Below are 18,620 nucleotides of genomic sequence, written 5' to 3'. Positions count from 1 at the left end.
CAGCGACCAGTGGGGCAACCTCACGGCCGGCCTGGACCTGATCCACCGGCTGGAGTCCTCGCCTCGGCCGGCTCCTCCCGGGCGACGGTGCCGCCGGCGGACCGGCTGCGGGGGGCCTGGCGGACCGTGGGCAGCGCGGGCCACCGGGACGGGACGTGCGGTCCGGCTGCCGGGCGCGGCCTCGTCCGGAATGCGCGCGGGTACGGCGGGCCGGGGCAGGCGCCCCGGGGGGGCCGCCGGGCGGCGGTGCGCGGCCCGGCGCTGATGGGGCGCGCACCGGGCGGGGACGTGTCCGGGTGCCGGGCGCGGCCTCGTCCGGGTTGCGGCGAGTGGCGGGGCCGGTTCAGGTCCAGGGCACGGCAATGCCGGCGCAGCTCCCCAGCTGCGCCGGCATCTGTGCCGTCCGCCGCACCCCCGTCCCCACGGGGTTTCATGGGTGGATGTCCCGGCCCGGACCGCTCTTCCGGGCCTGGGGTCGCCGCTCAGCGCCCCAGCACCACACCCACGGACGACGCCTGTGTGACCACTGCTTCCCAGCCGCCGAAGGCGTACACGAGCAGGGTCGCCAGGGGGAGGACCATCGCGGTCGCCACCAGGGGGTGGCGACGGCCGGTACGGCGGGGGCGCGCGGTGCGCCCCTGCGTGCGGATGAACGTCCGCGAAGCCGTGTGGGCCATGGTCCCTCTCCTGACCGTCTCGGTTGTCGTTGGCAGCGGCGGGTGTCTTGACCTCGGGGGACGAGTGCTGCACCCGCCGCTTGACCTCAAATCTAGGCGGCCGGGCGGCGGCGGTCGTCATGCCTTCGTACCGAATGACGGGCCTCCCGGAGGATGAGCCATGACCTGCGATGTACTCCTCTGGGTGGAGACGCGGCCCCGGGTCTCGGGGTCTTCCCGGAGGGGGCGTCCGAAGTGCCCCTGCTTTTCCGGGCCCAGCGCGTGACTTCACTCACTTCGAGCGCACCCCGCGGTACCGCCGCCTCCCCACGGCGAACCGCCCGGTCGGCCACCGCCCCGTACCTCCCCGTCGTGTCCCCCGCGTCCACGACCGTCTCCCCGCGGTCACCCTTCACGCGTCCAATCCCCCTCCGGGGACGGATGGTTGCGGGCGCCGCGCGGTCAAGGACACGGCTCGCGGCGGCTTGCCGGCCACTCCTCAAGTCTCCCGCCCGGCGCCGACAATCCATTGAGCCGAGAGGGCGCGGCCTCTGCGCGCAGCGGGCAGTGGAAACGTAAGCTGTGCCACGTCATACGGACCGGGCAGCGGGGATGAACATGGCGATGATGCGCCTGAGGCGCGAGGACCCGCGCGTCGTCGGCTCGTTCAGGCTTCACAGACGGCTCGGCGCGGGCGGGATGGGCGTTGTCTATCTGGGCTCGGACAAGAAGGGGCAGCGGGTCGCCCTGAAGGTCATCCGGCCGGACCTGGCGGAGGACCAGGAGTTCCGGTCCCGGTTCGCGCGTGAGGTCTCGGCGGCGCGGCGGATCAGGGGCGGGTGCACGGCCCGGCTGGTGGCGGCGGACCTGGAGGCGGACCGGCCGTGGTTCGCCACACAGTACGTGCCCGGTCCCTCCCTGCACGACAGGGTCGCCGACGAGGGCCCGCTCGGTGCTGCGGAGGCGGCCTCGATCGGGGCAGCCCTGTCCGAGGGTCTGGTCGCCGTGCACGAGGCGGGCGTGGTGCACCGGGACCTGAAGCCCTCCAACATCCTGCTGTCCCCGAAGGGGCCGCGGATCATCGACTTCGGCATCGCCTGGTCCACGGGGGCCTCGACGCTGACCCACGTCGGCACGGCGGTGGGCTCCCCCGGCTTCCTCGCGCCCGAGCAGGTGCGTGGCGCCGCGGTGACCCCGGCCACGGACGTGTTCTCGCTCGGGGCGACCCTGGCGTACGCCTCCGCCGGCGACTCCCCCTTCGGGCACGGCAGTTCCGAGGTGATGCTGTACCGGGTGGTGCACGAGGAGCCGCAGTTGCACGGTGTCCCGGACGCGCTCGCGCCGCTGGTCCGGGCCTGTCTGGCCAAGGATCCGGAGGAGCGTCCGACTACGCTCCAGCTGTCGCTGCGGCTGAAGGAGATCGCGGCGCGCGAGGCCCAGGACCTGGCCGACGTACGGCCGCCCGCGCCGCGCTCCGCGGAGGCGGACCGGCCGACCGGGCGGCTCGCCGATACCTACCCGGAGCCGCAGCGCACCCTGCGGCGTCCGCAGTCCTCGCCGGGCACTCCGCCACCGCGCGGCGGGGCTCCCGTGCGGGGCGGCGTCCCGTCGCGCGGTGGCGGTGTCCCGCGGGCCGGAGGTGTGCCGTCGCGGCCGGACACGGCCCGCACGGGCGGCACGCGGACGAACCCGGCCTCGCGCGGCACCCCCCGGCCCGGCGGCCGGCCCGTCCCGCGGGGCGGGGCGGGGCAGCGGCCGCGGCCCACGGGGACCGGGCGGCGGCCCGCCAACCCGCGGCTGCTGCGGCAACGGCTGTTCGTGTTCGTGGTGGTGACCCTGCTGGTCGCGCTCGGCATCGCGGCGGCCCAGGGATGTCAGGGCCCCGCGCACGGGCTCGGTGGAACCGGGAGCGTCGTCCACGCACCGCACACGCGCGTGGCCGGGCCGCCGCCGGACCTCACGGAGTAGCGAACGGTCCGAGGCCGGGCAGGCCACGCCGGACGACCGGGACCCGGTCCCCTCGTGCGCGGACGGCAACGATCGCGTCCCGCACGGCTGCTCCTACGCTTCCGGGCGGCCGGTGGCCACCGCGTAGAAGGCGACCGCGGCGGCCGCGCCCACGTTGAGGGAGTCGACGCCGTGGGACATCGGGATGCGCACCCATTCGTCGGCGGCGACCAGGGCCTGGGTGGACAGGCCCTCGCCCTCGGCGCCGAGCATGAGCGCGACGCGGTCCATCCGGTGCGGGGCCGCCTCGTCGAGGCTCCTCGCCTTCTCGTCCGGGGTGAGCGCGAGGAGGGTGAAGCCGGCCTCGCGGACCGAGTCCAGGCCCTTGGGCCAGGTCTCCAGACGGGCGTACGGGACGGAGAAGACGGCGCCCATCGAGACCTTCACGCTGCGGCGGTACAGCGGGTCGGCGCAGTCCGGGGAGAGCAGCACCGCGTCCATGCCGAGGGCGGCGGCCGACCGGAAGATCGCGCCGATGTTGGTGTGGTCGTTGACGGACTCCATGACCACGACCCGGCGCGCCGTGCGGAGCAGCTCGGCCGCCGTGGGCAGCGGCCGACGCTGCATGGAGGCGAGGGCGCCGCGGTGCACGTGGTAGCCGGTGACCTGTTCGGCGAGCTCGGGGCTGACCGCGTACACGGGCGCCGGGAGCTCGTCGATGACGTCGCGCATCACGTCGATCCACTTGGCCGAGAGCAGCATCGAGCGCATCTCGTAACCGGCTTCCTTGGCCCGCCGGATGACCTTCTCACCCTCGGCGATGAACAGGCCTTCGGCCGGTTCCCGTCTGCGCCGCAGCTCGACGTCGGTCAGGCCCGTGTAGTCACGCAGGCGCGGGTCGGCGGGGTCCTCAACGGTGATGAGATCGGCCACAGGGTGATACTGCCTTGTCCTGGGTGCGGTGCCAACGGCGCGGCACGAGTCGTGTTACCGGCGGTTACTGGCAGGCGGGCGCGGAGGGGTCCGCGCCCACGGCGACGACCCCTCCGACGACGATGACCGCCGGGGACCTCACCTCCTGGGCGCGCACGGCCTCCGCGACCGTGGCGAGCGTCGCGTCGACACGGCGCTGGGCGGCGGTCGTGCCCTCCTGGACCAGGGCGACGGGCGTCTTGGGGGACTTGCCGTGGGCGAGGAGCGTCTCGGCGATCTTCCCGATCTTGTCGACACCCATCAGGATCACGAGGGTGCCGGTCAGCTTCGCCAGCGACGGCCAGTCGACCAGGGAACGCTCGTCGTCGGGGGCGACATGCCCGCTGACCACCGTGAACTCGTGGGCGACACCCCGGTGGGTGACCGGGATGCCCGCCGCTGACGGCACCGAGATCGAGCTGGAGATGCCCGGCACGACCGTGCACGCGATCCCGGCCTCGGCGAGCGCCTGGACCTCTTCCATGCCCCGGCCGAAGACGTAGGGGTCGCCGCCCTTGAGCCGGACGACGGACTTTCCCTGCCTGGCGTGCTCGATCAGCGCGTTGTTGATGGCCTCCTGGGCCATGAACCGGCCGTACGGGATCTTCGCCGCGTCGATCACCTCGACGTGCGGCGGGAGTTCGGCGAGCAGGTCGCGCGGGCCGAGGCGGTCGGCGATCACGACGTCGGCCTCGGCGAGCAGACGCCGGCCGCGCACGGTGATCAGGTCCGGGTCGCCGGGGCCGCCGCCGACCAGCGCCACGCCGGGGGTGCGGGTGCGGTGGTGCGGGGCGACCAGGGTGCCGTCACGCAGACCCTCGACGACCGCGTCGCGGATCGCGGCGGTACGACGGGGGTCACGGCCGCGGGCGTCCGTGGTGAGCACGGCGACCGTGACGCCCTCGCTGTGACCGGTGGCCGGGGTCCAGGCGGTCGCCGCGTCGGCGTCGTCGGAGCGGACGCACCAGACGCGGTGGCGCTCCGCTTCGGCGGAGGCGGCGGTGTTGGCCTCGGCATCGCTGGTGGCGATCAGGGCGTACCAGGCGTCGGCGAGGTCACCCTCGGCGTAGGGCCGCCGCTCCCAGGTGATCTCGCCCGCGTCCGCCATGGCCTCGACCGACGGGGTGGCCGCCGGGGAGACGAGGAGGACGTCCGCGCCCGCCGCCACGAGGGCCGGCAGGCGGCGTTGGGCGACCTGGCCGCCGCCGAGGACGACCACACGGCGACCGGCGAGACGGAGGCCTACGGGGTAGGCGGGGTGTTCGGCCATGAGGGGGCGGCTCCTCGTGAGGGCGTGCGGTGGGCGCTGCGCCATCGGAGCGGCCCTGACGTGCGGATTTTAGGACGTGGGCGGGTCAGCCGGCTCGGGCGGTCCGGCAGCTGAACACCGGACCGCCCCTGCCGCGGCCGCTACTTCTCCGTGACCCCCGCCGAATCGAACGTCGCCACCTCGTGCATCGCCCGGGCCGTGCTCTGCACCAGCGGCAGGGCGAGCAGCGCGCCCGTGCCCTCGCCCAGGCGCAGGTCGAGGTCGACCAGGGGGCGCAGGCCCAGCTTGTTGAGGGCGGCCACGTGGCCGGGCTCGGCGCTGCGGTGGCCCGCGATGCAGGCCGCGAGGACCTCGGGGGCGATCGCGCGGGCGACCAGTGCGGCGGCACCGGCGCTGACGCCGTCCAGGATCACCGGCGTCCGCAGGGACGCGCCGCCGAGGAGCAGGCCGACCATGGCCGCGTGCTCGAAGCCGCCGATCGCGGCGAGGACGCCGATCGGGTCGGCCGGGTCCGGCTGGTGCAGGTCGAGGGCGCGGCGGACCACCTCGGTCTTGCGGGCCAGCGTCTCGTCGTTGATACCGGTGCCCCGGCCCGTCACCTCGGCCGGGTCCGCGCCCGTGTAGACGGAGATCAGCGCGGCGGACGCGGTGGTGTTCGCGATGCCCATCTCACCGGTGAGCAGCGCCTTGTTGCCGGCCGCCACCAGGTCGCGGGCCGTCTCGATGCCCACCTCGATGGCCTGCTTGGCCTCCTCGCGGGTCATCGCGGGGCCGGTGGTCATGTCCGACGTGCCCGCCCGGACCTTGCGGGGCAGGAGTCCGGGCGTGGCGGGCAGCTCGGCGGCGACGCCGACGTCGACGACGCAGACCTCGGCGCCCACCTGTCCGGCGAAGGCGTTGCAGACCGCTCCCCCGCCGAGGAAGTTGGCCACCATCTGCGCGGTGACCTCCTGCGGCCAGGGGGTGACGCCCTGGGCGTGCACGCCGTGGTCGCCGGCGAAGATCGCGACGGCGGCGGGCTCGGGGATCGGCGGCGGGCACTGGCGGGACAGGCCGGACAGCTGCGCGGAGATGATCTCCAGCATGCCGAGCGCGCCGGCCGGCTTGGTCATGCGCTTCTGCCGCTCCCAGGCCTCGCCGAGCGCCTTGGCGTCCAGCGGGCGGATCTGCGCGACGGTCTCGGCGAGCAGGTCGTGCGGGTCCTCGCCGGGCAGGGCGCGGCGGCCGTACGTCTCCTCGTGCACGACCCAGGACAGCGGGCGCCGCTTGGACCAGCCGGCCTGCATCAGCTCGGGCTCGTCCGGGAACTCGTCGACGTACCCGACGCACAGGTAGGCGATGACCTCCAGGTGCTCGGGCAGGCCCAGGGCACGGACCATCTCCCGCTCGTCGAAGAAGCTGACCCAGCCGACGCCGAGGCCCTCGGCGCGGGCGGCGAGCCAGAGGTTCTCCACCGCGAGCGCCGCGGAGTACGGCGCCATCTGCGGCTGGGTGTGCCGGCCCAGGGTGTGGCGGCCGCCGCGGGTCGGGTCGGCGGTGACGACGATGTTGACCGGCGTGTCGAGGATGGCCTCGATCTTCAGTTCCTTGAACTGCTTCGCCCGGCCCTTCGGCAGGGACTTGGCATAGGCGTCGCGCTGGCGCATGGCCAGTTCGTGCATGCTGCGCCGGGTCTCGGCGGACCGGATGACGACGAAGTCCCAGGGCTGCGAGTGACCCACGGAGGGTGCGGTGTGGGCCGCCTCCAGGACGCGGAGCAGCACCTCGTGCGGGATCGGGTCGCTGCGGAAGCCGTTGCGGATGTCGCGGCGCTCGCGCATCACCTTGAGCACGGCCTCGCGCTCGGCGTCGTCGTAGCCGGGCGCGGCCGGGCCGGTCGACCGCCGTGCCTCCGCCTCTTCGGCCGTGCTCTCCTCCTGCTCGGCGGCCCTGGTGTCGAGGTCCTCCGCCCGCTGTACGGCTTCGGGGCCGGGCGCCTCGTCCGGGTGCGCCGGCGCGAGGCCGGCCTCCCGGGGTGCGGGGACCGTGGCGACGGGCTCCGCCGGCCCCTCCTGCGGGACGACGAGGGGCTGCGGCGGAGTCGGGGTGGGGTGCGGGGCGGTGGGCACCGAGCCCTGCACGGGCACGAACCGGACCGGCGGCTGGTCCGGCCGCGCCTGCGCCGGCACGCTGCCGGGCGGCGCGGCGGCGGGGTCGGCGGGGGCCGGGGCCTGCTCGACGGCCGGGGCCGGGAGCTCGGCGACGGTTTCGGGCGCCTGGGCGTGCGCGGCGGCGGGCTCGTCCGCCGGCTCGGCGGGGGCCGTCTCCGGGGCGGGTCCGTCCTCGGCGTGGCCCGTGTCCTCGACGCCGGCCTCGGGGGTGTCCGGGGCCGCCGGGGTCTCCTCGGGGCCCTGGAGCCCGTGCTCGGGCTGCGCGTCCGATGGTTCGGCGGGCTGCTGCTCCGCCTGGTCGGCCTGCGGCTGCTCCGGCACGAGCGTGGTGGGCCGCGCCGGGTCGCCAGCCAGGGGGTGGCCGAGCTGCGGGCCCTGGACCTGGGCGGGGATGCCGGTGCCGGTGGGCGCCGTCGGTGCGGCCTCCGGAGCGGCCGGGGCCGGCTCCGCCTGCGGCGACTCCGGGGCGGCGGCGGGAGGCTGCGGGGGCTCGGCGGCGGACGCGGTGGGCGGGACGTGCGCGGCGGGCTCGGCGAGCAGGGCCGGGTCGGCCGGTTCCGGGGCGGGAGCGCCTGCCGGGGTGTCGGCGGGGACCTGCGGGGCCGGGTGGGCGTCCTGGGCCGGCGGGGCCGCCGGGTCCTGATCCGGTTCGGGCAGTTCCGTGCCGTTGACCGGCTCGACGCCCTCCGGGGCCTGCGGGCCTTCGGCGGTCGGTACGGCGTGGGCGGCTTCGGCGACCCCGGCGGCCTGCTGCTCCTCGGGAGCCGGGGCCTGGGCACCGGGCTCGGCAGCCTCCGCGGCTTCGGCGGTCCGCTCGGGCTCCGGGGACGGGACGGGAGCTTCCTGGCTCTGCGCCTCCCCCTGCGCCGGGGCGGGGGCGGCCTCCTCGGGCGCGGCCTCGTGAGCGGCCTCCGGGGCCCGCACGGCCGCCTCTCCGCTCTCGGGGCCCTCGGGTCCCGGCTCGGCCTGCGGGACGTGGCCGGCCTCGGGCTCGGTCTCGGGAGCCGGCGCGGCCTCACCGGCCCGCTGCCCGGCCTCGGCGGGCACGCCGTCAGGCACCGGAACGCCGTGCGCCATGTCCGGCGTCCAGGCGTCGGCTCCGGCGGCCACGTCCGGCACCGTCTCCTGCGCCACGTCCCGCGCCGCCACCTGGGCAGCCGCGTCAGCGGCGACCTCCGCCGTGGCACCTGCCATGGCGGCCTGCGTGGCGAGCCGGGCCACGGCGGCCTGGGCCGCCCCGGCGGGACCGGTCGCCGACTGGGCGGCCGGAGCGACCGTTGCGGCAGCCGGGGCCTGTGGGCTCACCTGTGCCACGGGCGCCGCCTGCGCCGCGCCCCACGGGGCCGCCCCCTGCGGGGCGAGGCCGCGCAGCGGCTGTGCGTCGAGGTACTCGGGGCCGGGGGCCGGCGGTCCGGGCTGCCGTACCGGCGCGCCGGCGGGGCCGCGGTCGGCGAGGGAGCGGACGGGGCTCGCGGAGGCGTCGGGGATCGGCGGGCCGAGGTGCAGCGGGCGCCGGGGGACCGCCGGGGCCGCCGCCGGGTCGTGCGGCACCGAGAGGATCGGGGACGGCGGGACGGACACGGGCCCCGAGTCGAGCGGGCGGACGCCGCCGAGGTCGACGGAGCCGCTGTCGCGTCCGTCCGTCTCGTGCGGACCCGGCTCGTGGACGGCCTCCAGGACCGGCTCGGGGGGAGGCGGCGGCACCTCGTTGCCCCATGCGCCCTGGGCGCCCGGCAGCAGCAGGTCTTCGTCCTCGGCGGTGGTCTCGGAGAGGTAGGTGTACGCGCCGTGCGCGGGAACGCCCGGCTGTTCCACCATGCCTGCGCTCTCCGGCAGCCCCTCGGCCGGGACCTGGCCGGTGTCCGTCATGCGTACCCCTCGCCCATCGGTTAGTGCTCCCTACGACCAGCTCACCCGGAACGGCGCACCGACCGCCCCGTAGTGAAGAACGAGCGTGCGTGCCCAGCGGCACGAACGGCCCGCCCGGAAAAGGCGACAAAGCCATTCAGTGGCATTCTCGCGGGCATGCCGCCGTCGTGACAGCTTGATCCGCGCCAGGCCGCTGTGGACTGCGCCACGTTGCGCGTCCTCAGGTTCCGCCGTACCACACCCACCCCAAACCGGGCGGGTTTTCCGGACATTGACGAACGAATCCCCGGACCACCCGATGCGGTACAACGATCGGCCAGCCTACCGCGCGTGGTACGACAAGCGGATCACGGGGCGCGCTCGGACAGGCTCGCCCACCGCCGCTCAACGAGGCGCTTGACGCCGCGGCAACTCCCCTGTGAGCAGGAACGCGACACTCCGCTCGGTCTCCGTCCAGGCCCGCGTGTCGAGTTCGACGGACTGCATGAGGGCGCACTCGACCCGGTAACCGTGCTCGGTCAGGTCCCGGCCGACGAGTTCGGCCGCGTCACGGGTCGCGGCGTGCGTGACGATGCGCTGCGGCCGGCGGTCGGCGACCGCGGAGACCACGGCCGCTCCCCCGCCGCCGACGCGGACGACGTCCGGTTCGGGCAGGTTCTCCAGGACGTGCGGGGCGGTGCCGCACACGATCTGGACCTGCACTCCGAAGCGCCGTGCGGCCGTCTCGGTGCGCGCGCAGGCCTCCGGATCCCGGTCGACGGCGATGACGGCGGCGCCGGGGCGCCCGGCCTCCGTGGCGAACGCGCCGCCGCCACAGCCGATGTCCCACACCAGGTCGCCGACGCGCGGTCCGAGGCGCGCGAGTTGGGCGGCGCGGAGCAGGCCCGTCTCCCCTTCGCCGAGCCCGCCGCCGTACGTCTCGTCGGGCAGCACCCAGCCGCGCGGGCCGGTGCCCGGTTCAGGTCCGGCGATCCAGCCGTCCCCCGGGGCGACGGGACCGGCCGGGCCGCCGATGACGATGACGACGTTGGGGTCGCGCCAGGTGTGGTCGGCGGCCTTGTCGGAGGTGACGACCGAGACCTGCTCGCGTTCGGTGCCCAGTTCCTCGCAGATGACGAAGGTGCGGTGGACGCCTTCCAGGAGCAGACCGAGTTCGGCGGGGCCGGCGCCGGGCGAGGTGAGGACGGCGACCTTGGTGTGGGCGCGGCACACGTTCACCGCGCGTCGCAGGGTGCGCCGGTGCGCGACGACCACCTGGGCGTCGTCCCAGGGCATGCCCGCCCGGGCGAAGGCGGCGGCCACGGAGGAGACGGCGGGTACGACCTCGACCTCGAGGCCGAACTCCGGTGCGCGCAAGGTCCGTACGACGCCGAAGAAGCCGGGGTCGCCGTCGGCGAACACGACCGCGGTGCCGCGGTGGGCGGCGATGCGGCGGGCGGCGAGGGCGACGCTGCCGAGGCGGACACGCTCGGCAGTGTGGGGGACCTCGGGGAGCTCCAGGTGGTGGGCCGCGCCCGCCACGAGGGTGGCGGCGCCGAGCGCGGAACGTGCCGCGTCCGTCAGCGGCGAGCCGTCCCAGCCGATCACCGTGACCCGGTCGGCCATCGTCGTCAGTCTCCAGGTCTTCGCAGGTCGTCAGCGTACGGGTGCCCACAGTCGGGTCCCGTGAGACTACCTGGTGGAGCCGTCGGGCGCGCGACGGGCGGTGTCGCCCTGGGACCTGTCCGGTCCGTACCCCGTCAGATCCAGCCGGATCCAGCCGGATCCAGCCAGTTCAACTCGGTTTCAGTCAGTTCCAGTCGGAGAACGACGTGAAACCGCGGGTATCGGCGAGCCGTTCGCCCGCGCCCTCCAGGTCCTCCGGGAGCAGGCTCCACACGATGAAGTCGGTGCGGACGTCGGTCCAGATGCCGTCCTCGCCGCGGACGTGGGCTATGCAGGCGTTGCGCAGCACGCCCTCGCTGATGCAGCCGATCTTCTGCGCGACCTGCTGGGAGGCCGTGTTGCCGGCGGCCGTGCGCAGTTCGACGCGCTCGAACTTCTGGTCGCCGAGCAGCCATTGGGCGGTGGCGAGGGCGGCCTCGGAGGCGTAGCCCTCGCCGCGGGCCCAGGGGGCGATGACGTACGACAGTTCGGTCGACCGCACGTGCCAGTTGGTCTTGGCCAACTGGACGACGCCCACCAGGCGCTGGGTGAGGAACTCGGTGACCGCGAGGTCGAGGCCGCGGCCCGCCGCGCGCTCGGTGGGGGCGTACTCGGTGATCCAGCGGCGCGCCTGGTCCTCGGTGTAGGGCTGGGGCACATCGGTCCAGGCCCCGACCTGCTCGTCGTTCATCATCTCGGCCAGGGCGGCCACGTCGTCCTCGTCGAGGGGCCGCAGCACCAACCGCTCCGTGCTGATGGAGATGCGGGGGAAGGTGCTAGTCATGCGCCGCTCCGTACACTTCGGGAAACCTTCACAGCCGTCAGGGCTCGCTGAACTGCCCAGCATGCAGCATGAAAGCACCGAACCGCACAACGGGGTCCACTCCCCGTGAGGATGCGGACCCCGTGCGTGGCGATATGGGATCAGAACGACGCGATGACCGAACCCTGGTACTTGTCCTCGATGAACTTCTTCACCTCGGGCGAGGTCAGGAGCTTCGCGAGCTTCTTCACGCGCGGGTCCTTCTCGTTGCCCTTCTTCACCGCGAGGAAGTTGCCGTACGGGTTGTTCTTCGCGGACTCCAGGACGAGGGCGTCCTGGGCGGGCTTCAGACCCGCGGAGATGGCGTAGTTGCCGTTGACCACCGCGGCGTCCACGTCGTCCAGGGAGCGCGGGGTCTGGGCCGCCTCGACCTCCTTGAACGTGAGGTTCTTGGGGTTCTTGGCGATGTCCTGCGGGGTCGCCTCGCTGCCGGTCCCGTCCTTGAGGGTGATGAGGCCGTTCGCGGCGAGCAGCTTGAGGGCACGCGCCTCGTTCACGGCGTCGTTCGGGACGGCGACGGTCGCGCCGCTCTTGAGGGCGTCGGCCTTCTTGACCTTGTGGGAGTACAGGCCGAGGGGCTCCAGGTGCACCGTGACGACGGGCACGATGTGAGTGCCGCGCTTCTTGTTGAAGTCGTCCAGGTAGGGCTGGTTCTGGAAGTAGTTGGCGTCGACCGAGCCGTCCTCGGTCGCCGTGTTCGGCACGACGTAGTCCTGGAACTCCTTGACCTGCAGGTCGAGACCCGCCTTCTTCGCCAGGTTGTCCTTGACGAAGTTCAGGATCTCGGCGTGCGGGGTGGGGCTGGCCGCGACGACCAGCGGGCCGCTGCGGTCGGCGGCGGAGGCGGAGTCCTTGCCCGAGCCGCAGGCGGTGAGCCCGAAGGTGAGGGCTCCGGCGGCGAGGACGGCAGTGGTGATCTTGGCGGTGTTACGCACGAAAAGTGCCTTTCCTGGAGTGATGCGGCCCCGCTGTGGGTGTGCGGGGAGTCTTCAGGGGGGGTTCAGGCGGCCTTGCTCACGTCGGGCGCCGCGGGTTCCTCGGCCTTCAGCAGGCGGAGCTTCGGCGCGGGACCGGAGCCGCCGCCGCGGCGGTGCAGGGACCGGGCCGCGTAGTCGCCGGCGAACTGGATGAGGGAGATGACGACGGCGAGGATCGCCACGGTGATCCACATCATCCGGGTCTCGAAGCGCTGGTAGCCGTAGCGGATGGCGATGTCGCCGAGGCCCCCGGCGCCGACCGTGCCGGCCATCGCGGAGTAGCCGATGAGCGCGACGATCGTGGTGGTGGTGCTGGAGATCAGGGAGGGCAGGGCCTCCGGCACGAGCACCTTGCGGACGACCGCCCAGGTGTTGCCGCCCATCGACTGCACGGCCTCGACGAGTCCGCCGTCCACTTCCCTGACGGCCGTCTCGACCAGGCGCGCGAAGAAGGGGATCGCGCCGATGGCGAGCGGCACGATGGCGGCCTCACGGCCGATGGTCGTCCCGGTGATCGAGCGCGTGACGTTCATCAGCGCCACCATCAGGATGATGAACGGCATGGACCGGGCGATGTTCACGATCTGCCCGATCACCTTGTTCGCGACGAGGTTCTGCAGCAGTCCGCCCCGGTCGGTGAGGACGAGCAGGATGCCGAGCGGAAGCCCGCCGACGACGGCGATCAACGTCGACCAGCCGACCATGTACAGGGTGTCCCCACACGCCTGGGCGAGCAGGGGCTGCATCTCGGACCAGTCAGCCGACGTCACTTGGCGCCTTCCTTCACACGTGCGGGCTCGTGTCCCTCGCCGCCGACGACGTCGATCCTGAGTCCCTGCTCGCGCAGAAAGCCGATCGGCACGACGTTGTCCTCGTAACGGCCGGGCAGTTCGATGCGCATGCGGCCGACCTGGAGGCCGCCGACGGTGTCGATGGCGGCGCCGAGGATCGATATGTCGATGTTGTAGGTGCGCGCGAGCCGGGAGACGACCGCCTGGGTGGCGGCCTCGCCCTGGAAGGTGACGTCCACGACGGTGCGGTCGGCGCCGGCGGCCTCGCCGCTCACCGGGAACAGTGCCGCGGCCAGTTCGGAACCCGGGGTGGCCAGCAGCTCGCTGACCGTGCCGGACTCGACGATGCGGCCCTTGTCCATGAGCGCGGCGGAGTCGCAGACCGCCTTCACCACGTCCATCTCGTGAGTGATGAGCAGGACGGTCAGCCCGAGCTGCCGGTTGAGGTCGCGCAGCAGCCCCAGGATCGAGCGGGTGGTCTCCGGGTCGAGGGCGCTGGTGGCCTCGTCGGACAGCAGCACCTTGGGGTCGCCGGCCAGGGCGCGGGCGATGCCGACGCGCTGCTTCTGGCCGCCGGAGAGCTGGGCGGGGTAGGCCGTGGCCTTGTCGGCGAGCCCCACCAGGTCGAGTAGGTCCAGTGCCTTGCGGGAACGTTCCTTCCCCGACAGGCCGAGGATCTCGAGCGGCAGCTCGACGTTGTCCTGGACGGTCCTCGAGGACAGCAGGTTGAAGTGCTGGAAGACCATGCCGATCCGGCTGCGGGCCCGGCGCAGCTCCCGGCCGGCGCGCGGTCCGCGCCCGGCGAGGGCGGTGAGGTCCTGCCCGGCGACGGTGACCGTGCCGGCGGTGGGACGCTCCAGCAGGTTGACGCAGCGGATCAGCGAGGACTTGCCGGCGCCGGACTGTCCGATGACGCCGTACACCTCGCCTTCGCGGACGTGCAGGTCGACGCCGTCGAGGGCGGTGACCTCCCGGCCGCGGGACCGGTAGACCTTGGTGAGGCCCGATGTGGTGATCACGTGGGTTTCCGTCACTGTCGAGTGCGCGGGCGTGGATGTGCCCGGGCACGGGTGCGTTCGTTCAGGGACGCGGCACGGTTCTCGCGGTGGCGATGGAACCGGGGGAGAACAGGTGCGCGAGGCGCGGCTCGGGCCACATACGGCTCACGGCGTACGGACGTGCCACGGCAGCTCGCTTCGGGGCGCGAGCTCGGGGGTGGTGCGGGGGCCCTCTAGAAGGCGCGCATTCGGCACATGCGACCCGTACAACGAGCACCGGGCGTCATGGTCGCCTCGGTCGCAAGGGTGCGGCAGCTCGTCGTGGTCATGCGATCAGTAAACCAGACGTACGGTCCTGACCGGCGACGCCTGTCCGCATGCTGGACACTCGTGGACAGTGATGGACGGGCGTGGAGAGGGGCCGGTGCGGGTTCAGCCGCGCATGGAAATCCGGACTCCCCCGTCGGTGACCTGCGCGGACAAAGCCGACAGGTTCTCGACCACCACGTCGGCGACCAGTTCGTGGGCCCGGTGCGTTGTGGTCAAGGCCACGGTGGTCATCCCGGCGGCACGCCCCGCCTGGAGCCCGGCCGGGGCGTCCTCGAAGACGACACAGCCGGCCGGGTCCACGCCGAGGCGGCGGGCGGCGAGCAGGTAGGGCTCGGGGTCGGGCTTGCCGCGCGTGATGTCGTCGGCGGCGATCAGCGTCTTGGGCCGGATGCCGACCGCGTCCAGCCGGGCCTCGGCGAGGCGCCGGGTGGCGGAGGTGACGACGGCCCACGCGTCGGCGGGCAGCGAGTCGAGGAAGTCCTCGGTGCCGGGCAGCAGGCGGACACCGCCGCCCGGCACGTCCTCGACCTCCAGCTGCTCGACCCGCGCGACGGCCTCCGGTACCAGGCCGGCGGGCAGCAGGTCGGCGACGATCTCCGCCGCGGGCCGTCCGTGCAGCTCGACCCGCCCGAACTCCTCGGCCGTGATCCCGTACTCCCGGGCCCACCGCGTCCAGCAGCGCTCCACGGAGTCGAGGGAGGAGACGAGGGTGCCGTCGTTGTCGAACAGGAGGGCTTGCGCGTGGATCGTCATGGGCCGGACCCTACGGGCCCCGCGCACCCCCGCCGACGGGCGGGCCCGCCCGCACCGGGCCGTTTGGTCCGTAATAGGGTCGCCGCATGCTCAATGCCCTGACGCTGGTGACCGGGGTCGCCGCGCTGTTGCTCGCCGCCTGGTGCGGGTGGGCCGCCTACCGGGATCAGCCGACCAAGGACTGGCACTTCATCGGGATGGCCGTGGTGTCCCTGCTGGCCGTGGCGCAGCTGGTGATCGGGATCGTGCAGCTGGCGCGGGGCGGGAAGCCGGAACAGGGCACGGCGATCTTCGTGGCGTATCTGCTGGGCGCGTTCGCGTGCGTGCCGGCCGCGGGGTTCATGTCACTGGCCGAGCGGACCCGCTGGGGCTCGGTGACGGCCGCCGCCGGCGGTGTGGTGCTGGCGGTGCTCGAGGTACGGCTCTATGACATCTGGGGAAGGTGACCATGGCCTGTGTGGAGGAGAAGCCGGCGCGGACGCGGCTCATCAGCGGGCCGGGGATGCTGCTCGTCTGGTTCTACGGCGTGATGGTCGTCGGCGCCGTGTCCCGCTCCGCCTACCAGATCGCGACCGACTTCGGCCGGGCCCCGCTCGCCTACACGCTGTCGGCGGTGGCGGGCCTGGTCTACGGCTTCATCACGTACACGCTGGTGCGCGGCGGGGAGACCGCCCGCAGGGCGGCACTGGTGTGCTGTGCCGCCGAGCTGGCAGGGGTCCTGGTCGTCGGAACCTGGACCCTGGTCGAGCCGTCGGCCTTCCCGGACGCGACCGTCTGGTCCGACTACGGGATGGGCTACGTCTTCATCCCGGTGCTGCTGCCGCTCTCCGCCCTGTACTGGCTGCGGCGGGCGCGCGCGGTCACGCGGTAGCCGCGTACGTTCCGGCCGGCTTCTCCAGGACGATCATCTCGACGCCGTCGGCCCCCTTGGACGTGCCCACCGCCTGGTAGCCGACCCGGCGGTACAGGCGGAGGTTGCCCTCGCTGCGGTGTCCGGTGTGCAGGCGGAACCTTGTGGCGCCGCGCTCCTGCTCCAGGGCCCCCTCCGCGGCGCGCAGCAGACGGGCGCCGATACCGTGGCCCTGCAGGCGCGGGTGGACACAGAGCTTGCCGATGTGGGCCGCGCCGTCCTCGCTGATCCGGCCGCGCACCGAGCCGACCACCTCCTCGCCGAGCCGGGCGACGAAGACGCAGTCGGAGGCGACCTCCTGGCGGACCGACTCGAGGCTCTGGACGAGCGCTTCGATGCGGTAGTTGCCGTACAGCGCGGCCTCACTCTGGAAACACAGGTACTGGAGTCTGAAGATCTGCTCCGCGTCCTGCTCGGTCGCCACCGAGATGGTCACGCTCATGCCCATGTGCGCACGCCTCCCGCTCACCTGATCACCGTCGTCCCCCACTCCTATCCCCGCACTTCACGGGCCGCAACCTCCGCCGCCAGCAATCGTCGAAGACATCCCAGACATCGGGAACGTTCCGGACCAAGACTGCCCTGTGAGATACCCAACTCCCCCGCGATCTCCCGGTAGGTGAGATCCCGCGACGACAGCAGGGCCTCCATCAGCCGCGGGCAGCGGCCCGGCAGCCGGCGCACCGCGTCGCGCAGGGCACGGCGCCGGGCGGCGGCGAGGGCCAGCCGCTCCGGGTCACGGTCGTGGCCGTCGGCCGGATCGCCCTCGTACGGCCGCTCGTGACGGGTCGTACGGCGGCTGCGGCGTGCCTCGGCACGGACGGCCCTGCGCAGCCAGCCCGGCGGATCGAGCGGTGGCCCGTCGGACTCCAGCCGCTCCAGGAGACGGAGCCAGACAGCCTGCTCCAGGTCACCCGGTTCGGCCCCGGCGGCGGACGCCTCGGCGAAGGCCTCGGCGGTCAGGAGCGGGCGCAGGGAGGCAACCAGGTCGTGCGTCATGTGCAGTGCGACGCGGCCGTCCCGGGGCAGGTTGCCGGGACGGCCGCGAGTTACCTCGAACGAGGTGGGGGCGGGTCATCCGTTGACGAAGTCCGCGCGGGCGAGCACACCGGTGTCGGCGTTGTCGGTGAACACCCCGTCGATGCCGGTCGCGAAGTACGTCCTGAACGCGCCGAAGGCGTCACCGTAGGCGTCCGCGCCGCTGCCCTTGCGGAACTCGGCCGGCAGGAAGGGGTTCTCGTTGCGCATGGTGTACGGGTGCAGGATCAGACCCACCGCGTGGGCGTCCTTGACCAGGGTGGTCGGCGTGGTGAGCCTGCCGCCGGCGTCCTTGGGGATGACCAGGTCCAGGGTCGGGCCGATGCCCTGCGCGTAACCGGCGATCTCCCTGAGGCCCTTCGGCGTGACGAGGTCGGCCACCGTGCGCGGGTCGCCGGCCTCGACGAAGTCCCAGGGACGGCTGCCCGCCGTGGAGAGGAGGACGACGAGGGGGTTGTCCACCAGGGTGTTCAGACGCTGGATGCTGCTCGGCTCGAAGGACTGCAGGATGACCGGCGAGGTCCGCTTGTCCTTGCCGTGCTTGCGCAGCAGCTTGGCCACCCGCTCCTCGAGACCGAGGCCGAGCCCGCGGAAGTAGCTGGGGTGCTTGGTCTCGGGGTAGATCCACACCTGCTTGCCGCGCCTGCGGGTCTGCTCGTCCTGCCATTTCAGGACCTCTTCGAAGGTGGGGATCTCCCAGCGTCCGTCGTAGAGGGTGTTGTGCGGCCGGTTGGCCGGGATGCGCTCGACGGCGCGCAGCGTCTTGAGTTCGGCGAGTGTGAAGTCCTCGGTGAACCAGCCGGTGGTGGAGACCCCGTCGATGACCTTGGTGGTCCTGCGGCCGGCGAACTCCGGGTGGGAGGCGACGTCCGTGGTGCCGCCGATCTCAGGCTCGTGGCGGCACACGAGGTGACCGTCCTTGGTGGGCACCAGGTCGCCCGCCTCGACGACGTCCGCGCCGAGGTCCAGGGCCAGCTGGTACGAGCCGAAGGTGTGCTCGGGCCGGTAGCCGCTGGCGCCGCGGTGTCCGATGATCGTCGGCACGGGCAGGCTCTTGAGGCCCCTGCCCCCGGCCGCCTGCGCCTCCGTGGCTCCGGCCGCGCCGGGCAGCCCGAGGACCGCTCCGCCCGCGCCGAGCACCGCGGCGCCGAGCAGCGCCCGCCGTCCGGTGCCGTGCGGCCGCGCGGCCGCGTCCCGCTCGCTCGGGATCTGACCGTTCGAGAGCTGTCCGTTCGAGTCCCGGGTTTCCATGAGGGCCCTCCTGCCGTGCGCCGTCGGTGCGGGCCGATGGTAGGGGCGTGGACATGACCCGTGGGAGACGCTGGCCCGAACAGGTGGGTGACGCCAGATGGCCGTATGCGGGGCGAGGTGTGACGATCCGTCGGCTTCGGCCGGCGGACCCCGGGTACCTGCCCAACAGGGCTCTGGAGCGAGGTCCGTCACATCGTCACGGAGGCGTCACGGGCAGCCGTCGGCGCGATGCCGCAGGTAA

General features: G+C 73.6%; 16 protein-coding genes. 3 read left to right on the top strand and 13 right to left on the bottom strand.

Annotation, left to right across the window (positions count from 1 at the left end; translation table 11 throughout):
* Window positions 1–482: 482 nt before the first annotated feature.
* Complete coding sequence (locus ABZX30_RS09205; protein WP_355930782.1) at window positions 483–677, bottom strand: hypothetical protein; 195 nt, start codon at window positions 675–677, stop codon at window positions 483–485.
* A gap of 591 nt (window positions 678–1,268) precedes the next feature.
* Here ABZX30_RS09205 and ABZX30_RS09200 point away from each other — a divergent pair.
* Window positions 1,269–2,624, top strand: coding sequence for a protein kinase (locus tag ABZX30_RS09200; protein ID WP_355930779.1), 1,356 nt, complete (start codon window positions 1,269–1,271; stop codon window positions 2,622–2,624).
* Between the two features lie 93 nt (window positions 2,625–2,717).
* On the opposite strand, the gene ABZX30_RS09195 is transcribed toward ABZX30_RS09200, so the two are convergent.
* The 9 genes from ABZX30_RS09195 to ABZX30_RS09155 all read right to left on the bottom strand — a co-directional run bounded on the left by ABZX30_RS09195 (window position 2,718) and on the right by ABZX30_RS09155 (window position 15,180).
* Window positions 2,718–3,536: an RNA methyltransferase gene (locus tag ABZX30_RS09195; RefSeq protein WP_355930777.1), complete on the bottom strand. Its 819-nt coding sequence runs from the start codon at window positions 3,534–3,536 to the stop codon at window positions 2,718–2,720.
* Between the two features lie 64 nt (window positions 3,537–3,600).
* Entirely contained in the window at window positions 3,601–4,845 is a 1,245-nt protein-coding gene (gene cobA / locus ABZX30_RS09190; protein ID WP_355930774.1) for a uroporphyrinogen-III C-methyltransferase, read from the bottom strand.
* Between the two features lie 140 nt (window positions 4,846–4,985).
* Window positions 4,986–8,864 carry a nicotinate-nucleotide--dimethylbenzimidazole phosphoribosyltransferase gene (cobT, locus tag ABZX30_RS09185; protein WP_355930772.1) on the bottom strand — a complete coding sequence of 1,293 codons (3,879 nt, stop codon included), beginning with the start codon at window positions 8,862–8,864 and terminating at the stop codon, window positions 4,986–4,988.
* A 384-nt stretch (window positions 8,865–9,248) separates the two neighbouring features.
* The gene (gene cbiE, locus ABZX30_RS09180) at window positions 9,249–10,469 is read right to left on the bottom strand and encodes a precorrin-6y C5,15-methyltransferase (decarboxylating) subunit CbiE (RefSeq protein WP_355930769.1); all 1,221 of its coding nucleotides are present in this window, start codon (window positions 10,467–10,469) and stop codon (window positions 9,249–9,251) included.
* Between the two features lie 184 nt (window positions 10,470–10,653).
* The gene (locus ABZX30_RS09175; RefSeq protein WP_355930768.1) at window positions 10,654–11,292 is read right to left on the bottom strand and encodes a GNAT family N-acetyltransferase; all 639 of its coding nucleotides are present in this window, start codon (window positions 11,290–11,292) and stop codon (window positions 10,654–10,656) included.
* 140 nt (window positions 11,293–11,432) lie between these two features.
* Entirely contained in the window at window positions 11,433–12,266 is an 834-nt protein-coding gene (locus ABZX30_RS09170) for a MetQ/NlpA family ABC transporter substrate-binding protein (protein ID WP_355930765.1), read from the bottom strand.
* A 65-nt stretch (window positions 12,267–12,331) separates the two neighbouring features.
* The gene (locus ABZX30_RS09165; RefSeq protein ID WP_355930799.1) at window positions 12,332–13,054 is read right to left on the bottom strand and encodes a methionine ABC transporter permease; all 723 of its coding nucleotides are present in this window, start codon (window positions 13,052–13,054) and stop codon (window positions 12,332–12,334) included.
* Window positions 13,055–13,074: 20 nt separating this feature from the next.
* A complete protein-coding gene (locus ABZX30_RS09160; RefSeq protein ID WP_355930763.1) occupies window positions 13,075–14,118 on the bottom strand; it encodes an ATP-binding cassette domain-containing protein in 1,044 nt (347 codons plus the stop codon).
* A gap of 411 nt (window positions 14,119–14,529) precedes the next feature.
* Complete coding sequence (locus tag ABZX30_RS09155) at window positions 14,530–15,180, bottom strand: HAD family hydrolase (protein WP_355930761.1); 651 nt, start codon at window positions 15,178–15,180, stop codon at window positions 14,530–14,532.
* 86 nt (window positions 15,181–15,266) lie between these two features.
* Here ABZX30_RS09155 and ABZX30_RS09150 point away from each other — a divergent pair, with 86 nt between their 5' ends.
* Window positions 15,267–15,626, top strand: a complete 360-nt coding sequence (locus ABZX30_RS09150) for a hypothetical protein (protein WP_355930758.1) — start codon at window positions 15,267–15,269, stop codon at window positions 15,624–15,626.
* Window positions 15,627–15,628: 2 nt separating this feature from the next.
* Window positions 15,629–16,051, top strand: coding sequence for a hypothetical protein (locus ABZX30_RS09145; RefSeq protein ID WP_355930755.1), 423 nt, complete (start codon window positions 15,629–15,631; stop codon window positions 16,049–16,051).
* Here the strand turns inward: ABZX30_RS09145 and ABZX30_RS09140 are convergent.
* The 3 genes from ABZX30_RS09140 to ABZX30_RS09130 all read right to left on the bottom strand — a co-directional run bounded on the left by ABZX30_RS09140 (window position 16,041) and on the right by ABZX30_RS09130 (window position 18,379).
* Entirely contained in the window at window positions 16,041–16,538 is a 498-nt protein-coding gene (locus tag ABZX30_RS09140) for a GNAT family N-acetyltransferase (RefSeq protein ID WP_355930796.1), read from the bottom strand. The two genes, ABZX30_RS09145 and ABZX30_RS09140, sit on opposite strands and share 11 nt — an antisense overlap.
* Before the next feature lie 44 nt (window positions 16,539–16,582).
* Entirely contained in the window at window positions 16,583–17,089 is a 507-nt protein-coding gene (locus ABZX30_RS09135; RefSeq protein WP_355930754.1) for a sigma-70 family RNA polymerase sigma factor, read from the bottom strand.
* Window positions 17,090–17,164: 75 nt separating this feature from the next.
* Window positions 17,165–18,379, bottom strand: coding sequence for a glycerophosphodiester phosphodiesterase (locus tag ABZX30_RS09130; protein ID WP_355930752.1), 1,215 nt, complete (start codon window positions 18,377–18,379; stop codon window positions 17,165–17,167).
* Window positions 18,380–18,620: the final 241 nt, after the last annotated feature.

This window comes from Streptomyces sp. NPDC004542, from assembly GCF_040610035.1.
In the GTDB taxonomy this organism is placed as follows: Bacteria; Actinomycetota; Actinomycetes; order Streptomycetales; family Streptomycetaceae; genus Streptomyces.
The sequence above is the reverse complement of the archived record's forward strand: the minus strand, read 5'-3'. Positions and strand labels throughout refer to the sequence as shown.

Bases quoted from the DNA above. Each gene is read 5' to 3' on its own strand.
- ABZX30_RS09205 (WP_355930782.1), bottom strand. From the start codon at position 677: ATGGCCCACACGGCTTCGCGGACGTTCATCCGCACGCAGGGGCGCACC.
- ABZX30_RS09200 (WP_355930779.1), top strand. From the start codon at position 1,269: ATGAACATGGCGATGATGCGCCTGAGGCGCGAGGACCCGCGCGTCGTC.
- cobA (WP_355930774.1), bottom strand. From the start codon at position 4,845: ATGGCCGAACACCCCGCCTACCCCGTAGGCCTCCGTCTCGCCGGTCGC.
- cobT (WP_355930772.1), bottom strand. From the start codon at position 8,864: ATGACGGACACCGGCCAGGTCCCGGCCGAGGGGCTGCCGGAGAGCGCA.
- cbiE (WP_355930769.1), bottom strand. From the start codon at position 10,469: ATGGCCGACCGGGTCACGGTGATCGGCTGGGACGGCTCGCCGCTGACG.
- ABZX30_RS09175 (WP_355930768.1), bottom strand. From the start codon at position 11,292: ATGACTAGCACCTTCCCCCGCATCTCCATCAGCACGGAGCGGTTGGTG.
- ABZX30_RS09165 (WP_355930799.1), bottom strand. From the start codon at position 13,054: ATGCAGCCCCTGCTCGCCCAGGCGTGTGGGGACACCCTGTACATGGTC.
- ABZX30_RS09155 (WP_355930761.1), bottom strand. From the start codon at position 15,180: ATGACGATCCACGCGCAAGCCCTCCTGTTCGACAACGACGGCACCCTC.
- ABZX30_RS09150 (WP_355930758.1), top strand. From the start codon at position 15,267: ATGCTCAATGCCCTGACGCTGGTGACCGGGGTCGCCGCGCTGTTGCTC.
- ABZX30_RS09145 (WP_355930755.1), top strand. From the start codon at position 15,629: ATGGCCTGTGTGGAGGAGAAGCCGGCGCGGACGCGGCTCATCAGCGGG.
- ABZX30_RS09140 (WP_355930796.1), bottom strand. From the start codon at position 16,538: ATGGGCATGAGCGTGACCATCTCGGTGGCGACCGAGCAGGACGCGGAG.
- ABZX30_RS09135 (WP_355930754.1), bottom strand. From the start codon at position 17,089: ATGACGCACGACCTGGTTGCCTCCCTGCGCCCGCTCCTGACCGCCGAG.
- ABZX30_RS09130 (WP_355930752.1), bottom strand. From the start codon at position 18,379: ATGGAAACCCGGGACTCGAACGGACAGCTCTCGAACGGTCAGATCCCG.